Source organism: Janthinobacterium longum (genome assembly GCF_051380735.1).
Classification (GTDB): Bacteria; Pseudomonadota; Gammaproteobacteria; order Burkholderiales; family Burkholderiaceae_D; genus Janthinobacterium.
The window spans coordinates 65,486-79,767 of sequence record NZ_JBNYXQ010000015.1 but is presented as its reverse complement, the minus strand read 5'-3'; the positions used below and the strand labels follow the sequence as shown (position 1 = coordinate 79,767).

Below are 14,282 nucleotides of genomic sequence, written 5' to 3'. Positions count from 1 at the left end.
CCATCCCGAACAGGACCGTGAAACAACTTTGCGCCGATGATAGTGCTGCAACCAGTGTGAAAGTAGGTTATCGTCAGGCTTGTTATTCGTAGTAGAGAGAAACCCGTCAAGAAATTGACGGGTTTTTTTTCGTCTGCAGGTTTCATGCTGCCAAATCGACAGGCGAAAAAAAGCCCTGCGCTGCGCGCAGGGCTCTTCATTCAAGCTGCTTATCAGAAGTGGTAAGCCACTTTGACGACGCCGTAGTTCACGCCGCTGTTCGGTTTCTTGTAGCCGCCATTCGAAAAGTGCTGGATCTTGGCGCTGACTTCCCAGTTGTTATCGAACACATAGCCGATACCGGCGTGGTCGCCGAACTGGAAGTGGGTGGACAGGCGGTCGTCGTCGTTGTTGTACAGCTTCGACAGCATGTGCACGCCAATGCCGGCTTCCGCATAGAAGCCGCGCTTGCTGGTGTTTTCAAAGCGGAACACCGGCGTCAAGCCCAGGTCCCACAGCTTCTGGTGCTGGCCAGGGACGTTCTTGTAGCTCTTGCCATCCCAGCCACCGATGCTGGCATCCCAGTAGCCGCTCAATTGGGTACCGTTCGATACAAACCAGGCTTTGTCCCAGTTCGAGGTCACGCCGGCGCGTACCATCTGGATTTTTACGCCTTTGGCGTATTCGCCATAGACGGAGTCGATCAGCTTGTCGTCAGCGGCAAAGCTGGAGCTGGCGGCCATCAGCGCGGCAGTGGCCGCGACACAGGTGAGGAGATTCTTCTTGAAGAACATAGAGGCTTTCATCGTAAAATTGGCCGTTAGGCTTGTCTTGTTTGCACAGGCATGCGTCTTGCTGCCGTTTCGCCACTCGATATTCAGAGGTTCAATTGACATTCTCTACAAAAATCGCATTTCTCGGTACTGGCCTGATGGGGGATCCAATGGTCCGGCGCCTGTTGCAGGCTGGGTATTCTGTCACAGTTTGGAATCGCACGCACAGCAAGGCCCAGGTTTTGCGCGCGGCAGGGGCAAAGGCAGCGGCATCATTGCCTGACGCTGTTGCTGGCGAGCAGGTCATTATTTCGATGCTGGCGGCCGGACCGGTCGTGGAGCAGGTGATGCAAGAAGCCTTGCCGTCCATGGCGCCATCGACACTGTGGATCGACATGAGTTCGACCAGGCAGTCGGAAGCGCAGCAGTTTCATGCGATGCTGCAAAAGGCCGGCCACGCTTTCATTGACGCACCAGTCTCCGGTGGCGTCGGTGGCGCGCAATCTGGCAGCCTGGCCATCATGGCTGGCGGCAGTGCACACGACTATGCCACTGTGGAGACCATCCTGGCTGCGATGGGCCGGCCAACTTTGGTGGGGCCAGCAGGTAGCGGCCAGGTTGCGAAGTTGTGCAATCAATTGATCGTCGGCGCCACCTTGAATATCGTGGCCGAAGCGTTGTTATTGGCCCAGGCGGCGGGGGCCGATGCGGCGGCCGTGCGCACGGCGATACGCGGCGGCTTTGCCGAGAGCCGTATCCTGGAGGTGCATGGACAGCGCATGCTGGAGCGCAATTTCGTTGCCGGCGGCCAGGTGAAAAGCCAGGTCAAGGACATGCATAATATCCTGGCGGCGGCCGAGGCGGCCAATATCACGCTGCCGGTGACGCAACTGGTCACGCAGCGCTATGAAGCCATTGCCGAGACCCATGCGACGGCCGACCACGCCGCCGCTTTGCTGGCCCTGGAAGCCATCAATCCTGGCCAGCGGCTGGGGCCTGGTCCCGATAAACTCAGTTAAGCAAGCGGCAAGCTGGTTTCGGCCAGCTTGACCCAGAAACTGGCGCCAATTGGCAGCAGGTTGTCGTTGAAATCGTAGCTGCCATTGTGCAGCACGCACGGGCCCAGGCCATGGCCGCCGTCGCGGTGCTCGCCATCGCCATTGCCGATAAAGATGTAGCAGCCGGCTTTTTCCTGCAGGAAGAAGGCAAAGTCCTCGGCGCCCATGGTCGGTTCGACGTTGTCATTGACCTTGTCGGCGCCGACCACCTGTTTCATGACTTCCACGGCAAACGCAGTTTCCCTGGCGTGGTTGACCAGCGGCGGGTAGTTGCGCTTGAAGTGGAAGTCGACTTCGGCGCCAAAGGCGGCAGCCGTATGCACGGCGATGTCGCGCATGCGCTGTTCGATCAAATCGAGGACCGGTGTGGTAAAAGTGCGCACGGTGCCAACCAGGCTGGCGTCGTCAGGGATCACATTGGTGGCACTGCCGGCATGGATCTGCGTGATCGACAGCACGGCCGTATCGAGCGGGCTCTTGTTGCGGGTAATCACGGTTTGCCAGCTTTGGGCGATCTGCACGGCCACCATTACCGGGTCGATGCCTTTGTGGGGCTGGGCCGCATGGGAACCCTTGCCTTTGACGGTGACGTGAAATTCATTACTCGACGCCATCATCGGCCCGGCCACCACGCTCAAGGTACCGGCGGCGGCGCCCGGCCAGTTGTGCATGCCGTAAATGGCTTCCATCGGAAACTGGGTAAACAAGCCGTCGGCGATCATTTCGCGGGCGCCAGCGCCGCCTTCCTCGGCCGGCTGGAAGATCACATACACGGTGCCGTCGAAATTGCGGTTATGCGCCAGGTGATGGGCGGCGCCCAGCAGCATCGCCGTGTGGCCGTCGTGGCCGCAGGCGTGCATCTTGCCGGGATGGCGCGAGGCGTGTTCAAAGGTATTGACTTCCTGCATCGGCAGCGCGTCCATGTCGGCGCGGATGCCGATGGCGCGTTTCGACGTGCCGTTCTGGATAATGCCGACCACGCCGGTGCGGCCCAGGCCGCGCACCACGGGGATGCCCCATTCGGCCAGCCTGGCGGCGACGACGTCGGAGGTGCGCTGTTCTTCGTAGCATAATTCCGGATGGGCGTGCAGATCGCGGCGGATACGTCGCAGCTCGGATTGAAACGCCAGGATCGGTTCAACTAGTTTCATCGTATTCTCCTGTAGAGGCGGGCGCGCATCAGTGTACGGCGCGCCGGGACGGGCATGTCTGATCGAAAACATGCGCGCAATTAAGCCATTGTAGCCCTTGTCATGCTTCCATATCCAGCGCACGGCAAGCTGGCCCATCTGTCGCTGGCTGACAGGGGCGCGATGGTTTACAGTATCGGCTTTCCCTGACGCTTTCTGGATTGCACCATGACCACCACCCAAGTGCGCGCGACCTGCCCGCTCGACTGCCCCGACACCTGCGCTTTGCTGGTGACAGTGACCGATGGTGTGGCCACCGCTGTCAAGGGCGATCCCGATCATCCGACCACGGCTGGCGTACTGTGCACCAAGGTGTCGCGCTTTACCGAGCGCACCTATCATGCGGACCGGCTGTTGTATCCGCTGCGCCGCGTAGGCAAGAAAGGGGAAGGCAAGTTCGAACGCATCAGCTGGGATGAGGCGCTCGGCACCATCGCCGCGCGCCTGGCACCGATTGCGGCGCGCAATCCGCAGGCGATTTTGCCGTACAGTTATTGCGGCACCATGGGCCTGGTGCAGGGCGAATCGATGTCGTCGCGCTTTTTCAACCAGCTCGGTGCTTCCCTGCTGGACCGCACCATCTGCGCCTCGGCCGGCGCCACCGGCTACCGCTATACGGTGGGCGCAACGATAGGCACCGACATGGAGCAGTTTCAAAATGCAAAGTTGATCATTATATGGGGCGGCAATCCGATCGCTTCCAACCTGCATTTCTGGATGCGGGCCCAGGAAGCCAAGCGCAACGGTGCGACCCTGATCGCCATCGACCCGTACCGTTCGCTGACGGCCGAAAAATGCCACCAGCATATCGCCTTGCTGCCCGGCACCGATGCGGCGCTGGCGCTGGGGCTGATGCATGTACTGATCGCCGAGGACCTGGTCGACCATGACTATATTGCACAATACACCCTGGGCTACGAACAGCTCAAACAGCGCGCGCTGGAGTGGACGCCCGAACGCACGGCCGAGGTATGCGGCATCAGCGTGGCCGAAGTGGTGGAGCTGGCGCGCCTGTACGGCCAGGCCTGCCGCAGCGGCGAGGGCGCGGCGATCCGCGTCAATTATGGCGTGCAGCGCGTGCGCGGTGGCGGCATGGCGGTGCGCAATATCGCCTGCCTGCCGGCGCTGACGGGCGCCTGGCGCCACGCGGCCGGCGGCATACAGCTGTCGAGCTCGGGTTCCTTCCCGGTCAATCGCAAGGCGCTGCAGCGGCCAGATCTGATGAAGGGCACGCCGCGCACCATCAACATGAGCACCATCGGTGATGATCTGCTCAAGCCGACCTCGCCCGAATTCGGCCCGCAAGTGGAAGCGGTGATCGTCTACAACTCCAATCCGCTGGCGGTGGCGCCGGACTCGTCAAAAGTGGCGCAGGGTTTTGCCCGCGAAGATTTGTTTACCGTTGTACTGGAACACTTCCAGACCGATACCGTCGACTATGCCGATATCGTGCTGCCGGCTACCACCCAGCTCGAACACGTCGATGCGCACTCGACCTATGGCCATCTGTACATGATGGCCAACAATGCGGCCGTGGCGCCGCTGGGCGAAGCGAAAGCCAATACGGAAATTTTCCGCCTGCTGGCGCAGCGCATGGGCTTTGACGACCCGTGCTTCCAGGACAGCGACGATGCGCTGGCAGCGCAGGCGTTTGACGCCACCGATGCGCGCGCCGTGCATTTCGACTGGGAGTCGCTGAAGCGGACCGGCTGGCAAAAGCTCAGCATGCCCGACGCGCCGTTTGCCCGGGGCGGTTTTCCCACGGCTTCAGGAAAATGCGAGTTTTACTCGCAGGCCATGCTCGATGCCGGGCTCGACCCGCTGCCCACCTATATTGCGCCGTATGAATCACCGGCCAGCAATCCGGCCCTGGCGGCGCGCTTTCCGCTGGCGATGATTTCGCCGCCGGCGCGCAATTTCCTTAATTCCACCTTCGTGAACGTGAAAAGCCTGCGCGCGGCCGAAGGCGAGCCGCACCTGGACATCCACCCGGGCGATGCGGCCGCGCGCGGTATCGTTGCGGGCGACATGGTGCGCATCTTCAATGACCGCGGCAGCTTCGTGGCGAAAGCGCGCGTGACCGACAAGGCGCGGCGCGGCCTGGTGGTGGGACTGTCGGTATGGTGGAAAAAGCTGGCCAGCGACGGCAAGAACGCCAATGAAGTGACCAGCCAGCGCCTGACCGACATGGGCCGTGCGCCAACTTTCTACGATACCCTGGTCGAAGTGGAAAAGGCCGCCTGACATGGCACGCATGCCCGCCACTGCAGTGCTGGGCATGTGCTTGCTGCTGGGCGGCTGTACGCAGCTGCGTTATTACACGCAGGCAGCGCAAGGCCAGTATTCGCTATGGTCGTCCGCGCGCCCGATCGATGCCTGGCTGAACGACCCGATCACCGAGCCGCGCCTGAAAGCGCGCCTCCAGAAAGCGCAGCAAATACGCCGCTTTGCCGTCAGCGAACTGGGTTTGCCGGATAACGGCAGCTATAAAACCTACGCTGCCTTGCAACGCCCGTTTGTGCTGTGGAATGTGGTGGCCACGCCGGAACTGTCGCTGCAGCCGCTGCAATGGTGCTTCCCGATCGCCGGCTGCGTCAGCTATCGCGGCTATTATGACAAGAGCGAGGCGCAAGCCTATGCCGACCAGTTGCGTGCCCGGCATTACGATGTGCAGGTGGGTGGTGTGCCTGCGTATTCCACCCTGGGCTGGTTCGATGATCCGCTGCTGTCGACCTTTATCAACTACAACGATGCCGAACTGGCGCGCATGATCTTTCATGAGCTGGCGCATCAGGTAGTGTATGTGCCCGGTGACTCGGCCTTCAATGAATCGTTTGCCGTCGCGGTGGAAGAAGCTGGTGTGCAGCGCTGGCTGGCGCACGACGGCAATGCGGCCATGCAGGCCGCGTATCTGCAATATACAAACCGGCGCCAGGATTTTTTGATCCTGCTGCGCAAATACCGCGCGCAACTGGACCTGCTGTACCGGGGCGTGGCCAGTGATGCGGACAAGCGCGTGCGCAAGGCGCTGGTGTTTGCGGCGCTGCAAGACGAATACCAGGTGTTGAAGCAGCACTGGGGTGGTTATGGCGGTTATGACCGCTGGTTCGAGCAGCCTCTGAGCAATGCCCACCTCGCTTCTGTCGCTACTTACGATCAATTCTTGCCCACCTTTAAAAAATTGCTGGAAGAAAAAAAGAACTTTCGTGCTTTTTATGCTGCAGTGCACACATTGTCTCTGCTGGGCCAGTCCGAGCGTCACCGCCTTCTGCAGCACAGTCTGTCCCCTGACCCGTAAAGATTGTCAGGTTTGCCAAGCTGCCTATTCCTGCAACGCTGTATTTTGTATGCTGCATTGCAGCACAAAATGCCCTTGGAGTTCCTGTTCTAATCCTGCTGAAAGCGCTTGCATGGAAGCCTTGCGCCCGATAGCATCGCATTAGTAGCATGGAGCAGTTGCTCGTCAGAATGCTCAGCATGACTGCAGGACAATGTATCCGCAGCAGTAATCAGCGCCGGGCTAACTACCCGGCTCCCCCGTGATTATTCGAGACAAGAGGCACAGCATGGAAAAAATTTGGCTGAAGTCGTACCCGCCCGGCGTACCTGCCGACATCGATCCCGATCAATATCGTTCGCTGGTGCACTTGCTCGAAGAAGCGTTTACAAAATATGCGGATCGCAATGCTTATGTCTGCATGGACAAATTTCTGACCTATGCCGAACTCGATACCTATTCGCGCCAGCTGGGCGCCTTTTTGCAAAGCCGGGGCCTGAAAAAAGGTGCGCGCGTGGCGCTGATGATGCCCAATGTGCTGCAGTATCCGGTGGCGATCGCGGCCGTGTTGCGCGCCGGTTATGCGGTGGTCAACGTCAATCCGCTGTACACACCGCGCGAGCTGGAACACCAGCTCAACGATTCGGGCAGCGAAGCGATCATCGTGCTGGAAAACTTTGCCCATACCCTGGAGCAAGTGCTGAGCAAGACGGCCGTGAAACATATCATCGTCGCCAGCATGGGCGAGATGCTCGGTGGCGTGAAAGGCCTGCTGGTCAATTTCGTGGTACGCAATGTCAAGAAGATGGTGCCGGCATTTTCGCTGCCGAACGCCATGCGTTTCAAGAGTGCGCTGTCGCTCGGCGGCCGCATGAAGTTGACGCCGGTCGAACTGCATATCAACGAACCTGCCTTCCTGCAATATACGGGCGGCACCACCGGCGTGTCGAAGGGCGCCACGCTGAGCCACCGCAATGTCATCGCCAATGTACTGCAGACGGAAGCATGGTCGGCGGCCGCGCTCGATCCTGACAACAAACAGCAGCTGACCATCATCTGCGCCTTGCCGCTGTACCATATCTTTGCGCTGACGGCCTGCGCCTTGTGGGGCACGCGCCTGGGCGCACTGAATGTTCTGATACCGAACCCGCGCGATATTCCCGGCCTGATCAAGGAGCTGGGCAAGTACAAATTCAACCTGCTGCCTGCGGTCAACACTCTATACAATGCGCTGGTCAATCATCCCGATTTTGCGCGGCTCGATTTTTCCGGTTTGAAGATTGCCAATGGCGGCGGCATGGCGGTGCAGAAATCGGTCAACGACAAGTGGCAGCAGATAACCGGCGTGTCGATTATCGAAGGTTATGGCCTGTCGGAAACGTCACCGGTCGCCACCTGCAACCGCGCCGACAGCACGGTGTTTTCCAGCACCATCGGCCTGCCGATTCCGTCGACCGAGATTGCGATACTCGATGACGATGGCAAGGAAGTGGCGCTGGGCCAGGCCGGCGAAATCGCCATCCGCGGCCCGCAAGTGATGAGCGGCTACTGGAACCGTCCTGATGAAACGGCCAAGGTCATGACGATTGACGGCTATTTCAAGTCGGGCGACGTGGGCATCATGGACGAGCGCGGCTATGTAAGAATCGTCGACCGCAAGAAGGACATGATCCTGGTATCCGGCTTTAATGTGTATCCGAACGAACTCGAAGGCGTGATCGCAGCCCACCCCGGCGTGCTTGAATGCGCGTGCGTGGGCGTGCCGGACGAACACTCGGGCGAAGCCGTGAAAGTGTTTGTGGTGCGCAAGGACCCGAACCTGACGGTCGAGACCCTGATGGCGTATTGCAAGGAACAATTCACGGGCTACAAACGGCCGAAGTTCATTGAATTCAGGGATGAACTGCCGAAGACCAACGTCGGCAAGATTTTGCGCCGCGCCCTGCGCGACGAACCGAAAGCAGCAGCTTAAACACCAGGACGCGCCAGGGCGGCGCGCCCCTCCACAGATAAAGATGAGACAAGATGGACAAGATTTGGTTGAAGTCGTACCCGGACAGCGTGCCGCACGAGATTGATTGCACACAATACCGTTCCGTCACGCATTTGCTGGAAGAATCGTTCCAGAAATATGCCGATCGCAATGCTTTCGTGTGCATGGATAAATTCCTTACCTATCGCGAGCTCGATAAACTGTCGCTGCAGATGGGCGCCTGGCTGCAAAGCAAGGGACTGTCGCCAGGCGCGCGCGTCGCCATCATGCTGCCGAACGTGTTGCAGTATCCGGTGGCAATGGCGGCGATCCTGCGCGCCGGCTATACGGTAGTCAACGTCAATCCGCTGTACACGCCGCGCGAATTGCAGCACCAGCTGGTCGACTCGGGCAGTGAAGCCATCATCGTGCTGGAAAACTTCGCCACCACGGTTGAACAGGTGCTGCCGCACACCCAGGTAAAACATGTGATCGTCGCCACCATGGGCGACTTGCTGGGCGGCCTGAAAGGCGCCATTGTCAATTTCGTGGTGCGCAAAATCAAGAAAATGGTGCCGGCTTTCAATCTGCCGGGCGCCATCGGTTTCAACAAGATGCTGGCCGAAGGCGCGCGCCTGGAGCTCAAACCGGTGCAGCAGGGCCACGACGATATCGTTTTCCTGCAATACACGGGCGGCACCACGGGCGTGTCCAAAGGCGCGATGCTGCTGCACCGTAACGTGATCGCCAATGTGCTGCAAAACGAGGCGTGGATCGCGCCCGTGATGACGAAAGAGATGCGTGCCACGTCGATGGGTTTCGTGTGCGCCTTGCCGCTGTACCATATTTATTCGCTGACGGTCAGCGCACTGATGGGCATGCGCCTGGGCGGGCTGAACGTACTGGTGCCGAACCCGCGCGATATTCCGGGTTTTGTGAAGGAACTGGCCAAGTACAAGATCGTCGTCTTCCCGGCCGTCAATACCTTGTACAACGCCTTGCTCAACAATGCAGAATTCGCCAGGCTCGATTTCTCCAGCTATAAAGTGTGCAACGGCGGCGGCATGGCCTTGCAGCGCAATGTGGCCGAACGCTGGCTGAAAGTGACCGGTTGCCCGCTGATCGAAGGCTATGGCATGTCGGAAACTTCGCCGGTGGTCACCGGCAACCGCGTCGACATCACGGAATTTACGGGCACCATCGGCATGCCGATTCCATCGACCGAGGTGTCCATCATCGACGACGATGGCGTCGAGGTGCCGCTGGGCCAGCCCGGCGAAATCGCCGTGAAAGGCCCGCAAGTGATGGCTGGCTACTGGCAGCGCCCTGATGAAACGGCAAAATCGATGACGGCCAACGGTTACTTCAAGACCGGCGACGTCGGCATCATGGACGAGCGCGGCTATGTGCGTATTGTCGACCGCAAGAAAGACATGATCATCGTCTCAGGCTTCAATGTGTATCCGAACGAGGTGGAAGACGTGGTCGCTTCCTGCCCTGGCGTGCTGGAATGTGCCTGCATCGGCGTGCCGGACGGTAACTCGGGCGAAGCCGTGAAAGTGTTTGTGGTACGCAAGGATCCCAACCTGACGGTGGAGCAGATACGCGAGCACTGCAAGCATGAACTGACGGCCTACAAGAAACCGAAGTACATCGAGTTCCGCGATGAATTGCCGAAGACCAACGTCGGCAAGATCTTGCGCCGTCAGTTGCGCGACGAGAAACCGGCCGCTTGAACGGTCGCTTAAAAGGTCGCTTAAGCTGCTGATACGGCTGCGCCCGCTGCCAGGTTTTTCCCTGGCCTGGCGGGAAGGCCGAAGCACAGCCGCAAGCCATTCACCTTGCTGATGAGCAGCGAGGTGCATCCCCAGCAGATCGCCACCGTTCCCGCCAGTATCAGCACCGGTTCGATCACCGGACCCAGCTTCAAGGGCACCAGCCAGTAGGCCAGCAGCACGATGGCGCTCTGGTGCAGGATGTACCAGGGGTAGACGGCCTGGCGCGCCCAAGGCAGCCAGGCAAACGGGCGGTTCAGCCAGGTGTGCGACCAGCCCAGGATGGCGCAGATGGCCAGCCACATGTACAGGTTGCGCATCGGCCAGGACCCAGCGGAAGCCCAGGTCAGCAGGTTTTCCGAGTAAATCAGGTCAAAACCGATATACACCGTAAACGCGCAGGGCGCCAGCATCAGCGCGTGCCAGCGCAACCGCGCCAGTTCCTGCCACATCCCCCGGTCATTGCCCAGCCACCAGCCATACACATACATGGTGAAGTAAATGGCGTGCGCATACCAGTCTTTTACCAGCGCATGGTTTTCCGGATAGCGCAGCTTGAGGAAAACCGTCGCCGCCAGTGGCAGCAGCGCCGGCACGACCAGCAGACGCCAGCCGCGCAGGCCCGTGAACAGCGGCCTGAGCCTGGTAAGCAGCGGTTGCAGCGCCACCAGCACGATGGTGTACAGCAGCAAATACACCAGATACCACAGATGGTTCCAGGTAAAACTGTGTTGCCAGCCAGTAAATGCACCGGCAGGCCAGTCACGCCCGCCAAAATAATCGAGCAAAAACTGTCCATAGCCGGGCGCCACCAGGCCATTGCTGACGCCTTCGCAATACGGCTGCACGGGAACAATGACCAGCACGCCAAACGCCAGCGGCAGCAACAAACGCTGCACCCGCCGCCACAGGAAGGCGCCGCGCGAGCTTTGCGTCATCATGGCGCACGACAGGCCGGAAATGATAAACACGATTTCCATGCGCCAGCGGTTGATGAACACCATCGGAAAGTTCAGGGTGTCGGTCAGGTAGGTACTTTTCATATGGAAGTCGGCGCCGGCCAGATACAGCATGGCTGTGTGGTAGACGATCAGCAAGCTGAAAACTATAAAGCGCAAGGCATCGATATCGTGACGGCGGGAGTCGAAAGTCATGGTGGATGGCTGTTGAGTGAGCGATGGCCCCAGCATAGGCAGGCCAGCCCCGGCAAACCAGCAAAAAGGGACCAGCCGACGGCAATTTGTGACAAGTGGCGAACCCGGGACGACTGCCGGATCGTACAATCAGGCAACCAATTTATGTCTGCCACCCATGAGCGTTTCTTCCACTGACTTGTTGCAGCGATATCAGCGCTGGCGCCGGATTGCCGAACCGGGTTTCTGGATTGTCCTGTATCTGCTGCAAACTTCGCTTAACTGCTGGGTCAGCTGGCTGGACCGCATACGCACCGGCATAGATACGCCGTTCTGGGAAGTGGCTGTGTGGGAGTGGAGCAGCAACCTGGCGCTGCTGGCGCTGGTGCCCGTGGTGATTTTCGGCAACCAGTTTCGGCCCTTGCAGCTGGTATTCCAGCGCCAGAACCTGCGCTGGCACCTGATCGCATCGCTCATCTACAGCCTGGTGCATGTGCTGGCGATGGTGGCCTTGCGCAAGCTGGTCTATTGGACCCAGGGCGGCGACTACGATTTCGGCAACTGGTGGCAGGAATTCCCGTATGAATATATCAAGGATGTGCGCGCTTACTTCTCGGTCCTGTTGTTGCTTGCGTTTTACCAGTTGCTGCTGCGGCGCTGGCAGGGCGAGGCGACCCTGCTGGGCGAACCGGATGCGGGGCCGGCGGTGGAGCCGGTCGAACAGCCCGAGCGCTTCCTGGTGCGCAAACTGGGCAAGGATTTTTTGTTGCCCGCGCTGGACATTGAATGGATACAGGCCTGGGGCAATTATGTGAACCTGCATGTGCGCGGCCATGATTACCCGTTGCGCTCGACCATGGCCGCCATCGAACGCCGCCTCGACGGCAAGTACTTTGTGCGCGTGCATCGCAGCTATATCGTCAATCTGGCCTTCGTACACAGCATCGTGCCGCTCGATTCGGGCGATGCGCGTGCCATCTTGACGACGGGCGGCGAAGTGCCGGTAAGCCGGCGCTACCGCGATGCGCTGAAAAAAGTCTCGATGACCTGATCAACTTTGCTGCAAACCTGCCTTGCCATCCCTGACGGTAAAGCTGGCCAGGGTGGCGATATTCGAGGCGCTGTCGCGCACATTGTCCAGGCCCTGGAAGCAGGTGGTCGTGCTGGCCGGCGTGATCTCCATCAGCATATAGCCGCGCTTGTCGCTGCGCCCGTAGCGGATATGCGGATTCATCGCCACGTACTCGTCGGTGCGCGACTGCGGGCGCGAACTGGAGGTGATCGAGGTGCCGCAGAACTCGGTGGCCAGCAGCGGATTGGCGCGCGAGACGGGGCGCATGGCGTCGCGGCTCAGCTCGGTCGCATAGAAAGTATGCACGTCGCCTGACAGCACCAGCGGATTGCGCGCGCCGCTGGCCTGCAGCGTATCGAGCAGTTGCTGGCGCGCCATCGGATAGCCGTCCCAGCCGTCGGTCCAGATCCGTTCGTCGCCAGGGCGCCTGACCGGCACCTGGCTCGATTGCGCCATCAGGGTTTGCTGGGCCAGGATATTCCAGCGCGCCGGGGACTTGCAGAGGCCTTCCTGCAACCATTGCTCCTGCGCCGTGCCCAGCATGGTACGGCCTGGCTTCATCAGATCCGGGCAGGCGCGGGTGGTGACGGAATTCGAGCCGCCCCGGTTCGGTTTCGGGCAGGCGTGGTTGGCGCGGTACTGGCGGTCGTCCAGCACATGGAAGCGCGCCAGTCGGCCCCAGTCGTAGCGCTGGTAAATACGCATGTCGACAAAGCCGCGCCGTCCCAGCGGCAGCAGGCGCAGCGGCATATGCTCATAAAAAGCCTGGTAGGCGGCAGCGCGGCGCTGCAAGAAAGTCGGTGTGAGCAGCTCGTCGCGCTCGTTGCCGTAGTCGTTGGCCACTTCATGGTCGTCCCAGGTAACGATCCATGGCGCCACAAGGTGCGCGCCCTGCAGGTCGGCATCGCTTTTGTATTGCGCGTAGCGGGCGCGGTACTGTTCCAAGTTGAAGCTTTCGTCCCTGCGCACGGCCCGCTGCGGATGCTGCAGCTGATATGCGCCCCACTCATAGATATAGTCGCCCAGGAAAGCCACCAGGTCGGGCGCGGCTGCGGCGATATGCCGGTGCGCCGCATAACTGCCAAACTCCCAGTGCTGGCAGGATGCCACGGCCAGCGTCAAAGAGGCCGGCATGTCGGACGGCGCAGGCGCGGTGCGCGTGCGCCCGACCGGGCTGACGGCATCGCCAAAAATAAAACGGTAGCAATACCAGCGCCCGGGCGCCAGGCCGGTGACATCGACATGCACGCTGTGCGCCAGTTCCGGCGTGGCGATCGCCTGGCCCTTGGCAACGATGTGCCGGAACGCCTCATCATCGGCCACTTCCCAGCGTACCGTCAAGGCAATCGCCGGCGTGGCGCTGGCTTGCAGCGGGTCATAGTTGATGCGCGTCCAGATGACAACTGCATCGGGCAAGGGCGAGCCGGAAGCGACGCCGAGCGCAAACGGATAGCCGGCGCCATTCATGCGCGTGGCGGCGCTGGCGCTCGAGCCGGCCAGCGAACCGGCGGCGGCCGCCAGCGTGGCAAGGCGTGCAGCGCTGGCGAGAAAAATGCGGCGCTGGCTATCCATGCAAGTGTCTATTGCGACAGCAGGGTTTCAATCGGTGGCACCTGGCGTGGTTTGCGGTTCGAATCGGTGGCGACGTAGATCAGAGTCGCTTCCGTGACCTTCACGATGCACGCCTGCAGGCGGTTGCGCTCGGCATAGACTTCAACGTTGACGGTAATCGAGGTATTGCCGACCTTGACGATATCGGCGTAAAAGGACAGCAGATCGCCGACAAACACGGGGTTTTTGAAGACGAAGGAATTGACGGCGATGGTCGCCACCCTGCCATTGGCGCGCCGCGTGGCCGGCAGCGAGCCGGCAATATCGACTTGCGACATGATCCAGCCGCCAAACACATCGCCGTAGACATTGGCGTCCGAAGGAGCAGGCATCATGCGCAGTTCGGGCATTTTGCCGGCGGGCAGGCCGGATGCGAGGCAGTTGTCGGGGCGGGCGGGGGAGGTGCTCATCGTTTATTCTCATGAAAGGCTACAATTGCCCC

At 60.4% G+C, this 14,282-nt stretch carries 12 protein-coding genes; 6 read left to right on the top strand and 6 right to left on the bottom strand.

The window, feature by feature from the left end:
• Positions 1-200: hypothetical protein (locus ACQ4WM_RS24070; protein ID WP_436549178.1), on the bottom strand; the 200-nt coding region annotated here is incomplete at its 3' end.
• 12 nt (positions 201-212) lie between these two features.
• Positions 213-773: an acyloxyacyl hydrolase gene (locus ACQ4WM_RS24065; RefSeq protein WP_436549181.1), complete on the bottom strand. Its 561-nt coding sequence runs from the start codon at positions 771-773 to the stop codon at positions 213-215.
• Between the two features lie 95 nt (positions 774-868).
• On the opposite strand from ACQ4WM_RS24065, the gene ACQ4WM_RS24060 reads away from it, so the two are divergent.
• Positions 869-1,771: an NAD(P)-dependent oxidoreductase gene (locus ACQ4WM_RS24060; RefSeq protein WP_436549177.1), complete on the top strand. Its 903-nt coding sequence runs from the start codon at positions 869-871 to the stop codon at positions 1,769-1,771.
• On the opposite strand, the gene ACQ4WM_RS24055 is transcribed toward ACQ4WM_RS24060, so the two are convergent.
• Positions 1,768-2,961, bottom strand: a complete 1,194-nt coding sequence (locus ACQ4WM_RS24055; protein ID WP_436549176.1) for a M20 aminoacylase family protein — start codon at positions 2,959-2,961, stop codon at positions 1,768-1,770. The genes ACQ4WM_RS24060 and ACQ4WM_RS24055 overlap by 4 nt on opposite strands.
• A 207-nt stretch (positions 2,962-3,168) precedes the next feature.
• On the opposite strand from ACQ4WM_RS24055, the gene ACQ4WM_RS24050 reads away from it, so the two are divergent.
• The 4 genes from ACQ4WM_RS24050 (at position 3,169) to ACQ4WM_RS24035 (ending at position 9,985) form a co-directional block, all read left to right on the top strand.
• Positions 3,169-5,244 (top strand): molybdopterin-containing oxidoreductase family protein, encoded by a 2,076-nt coding sequence (locus ACQ4WM_RS24050; protein ID WP_436549175.1) that lies wholly within the window; start codon positions 3,169-3,171, stop codon positions 5,242-5,244.
• A gap of 1 nt (position 5,245) precedes the next feature.
• Positions 5,246-6,298 (top strand): aminopeptidase, encoded by a 1,053-nt coding sequence (locus ACQ4WM_RS24045; protein ID WP_436549174.1) that lies wholly within the window; start codon positions 5,246-5,248, stop codon positions 6,296-6,298.
• Between the two features lie 268 nt (positions 6,299-6,566).
• On the top strand, positions 6,567-8,249 hold the full coding sequence (locus tag ACQ4WM_RS24040; RefSeq protein WP_436549173.1) for a long-chain-fatty-acid--CoA ligase: 1,683 nt from the start codon (positions 6,567-6,569) through the stop codon (positions 8,247-8,249).
• 53 nt (positions 8,250-8,302) lie between these two features.
• Positions 8,303-9,985 carry a long-chain-fatty-acid--CoA ligase gene (locus tag ACQ4WM_RS24035; protein WP_436549172.1) on the top strand — a complete coding sequence of 561 codons (1,683 nt, stop codon included), beginning with the start codon at positions 8,303-8,305 and terminating at the stop codon, positions 9,983-9,985.
• 20 nt (positions 9,986-10,005) lie between these two features.
• On the opposite strand, the gene ACQ4WM_RS24030 is transcribed toward ACQ4WM_RS24035, so the two are convergent.
• Positions 10,006-11,178, bottom strand: a complete 1,173-nt coding sequence (locus tag ACQ4WM_RS24030) for an acyltransferase family protein (RefSeq protein WP_436549171.1) — start codon at positions 11,176-11,178, stop codon at positions 10,006-10,008.
• A 157-nt stretch (positions 11,179-11,335) separates the two neighbouring features.
• Here ACQ4WM_RS24030 and ACQ4WM_RS24025 point away from each other — a divergent pair, with 157 nt between their 5' ends.
• Positions 11,336-12,208, top strand: a complete 873-nt coding sequence (locus ACQ4WM_RS24025; protein ID WP_436549170.1) for a LytTR family DNA-binding domain-containing protein — start codon at positions 11,336-11,338, stop codon at positions 12,206-12,208.
• Here the strand turns inward: ACQ4WM_RS24025 and ACQ4WM_RS24020 are convergent, their stop codons facing one another.
• Together ACQ4WM_RS24020 and ACQ4WM_RS24015 are read right to left on the bottom strand one after the other, a co-directional pair.
• Positions 12,209-13,801: an alkaline phosphatase D family protein gene (locus ACQ4WM_RS24020; protein ID WP_436549169.1), complete on the bottom strand. Its 1,593-nt coding sequence runs from the start codon at positions 13,799-13,801 to the stop codon at positions 12,209-12,211.
• 8 nt (positions 13,802-13,809) lie between these two features.
• On the bottom strand, positions 13,810-14,250 hold the full coding sequence (locus ACQ4WM_RS24015) for an acyl-CoA thioesterase (RefSeq protein ID WP_436549168.1): 441 nt from the start codon (positions 14,248-14,250) through the stop codon (positions 13,810-13,812).
• Positions 14,251-14,282 lie beyond the last annotated feature (32 nt).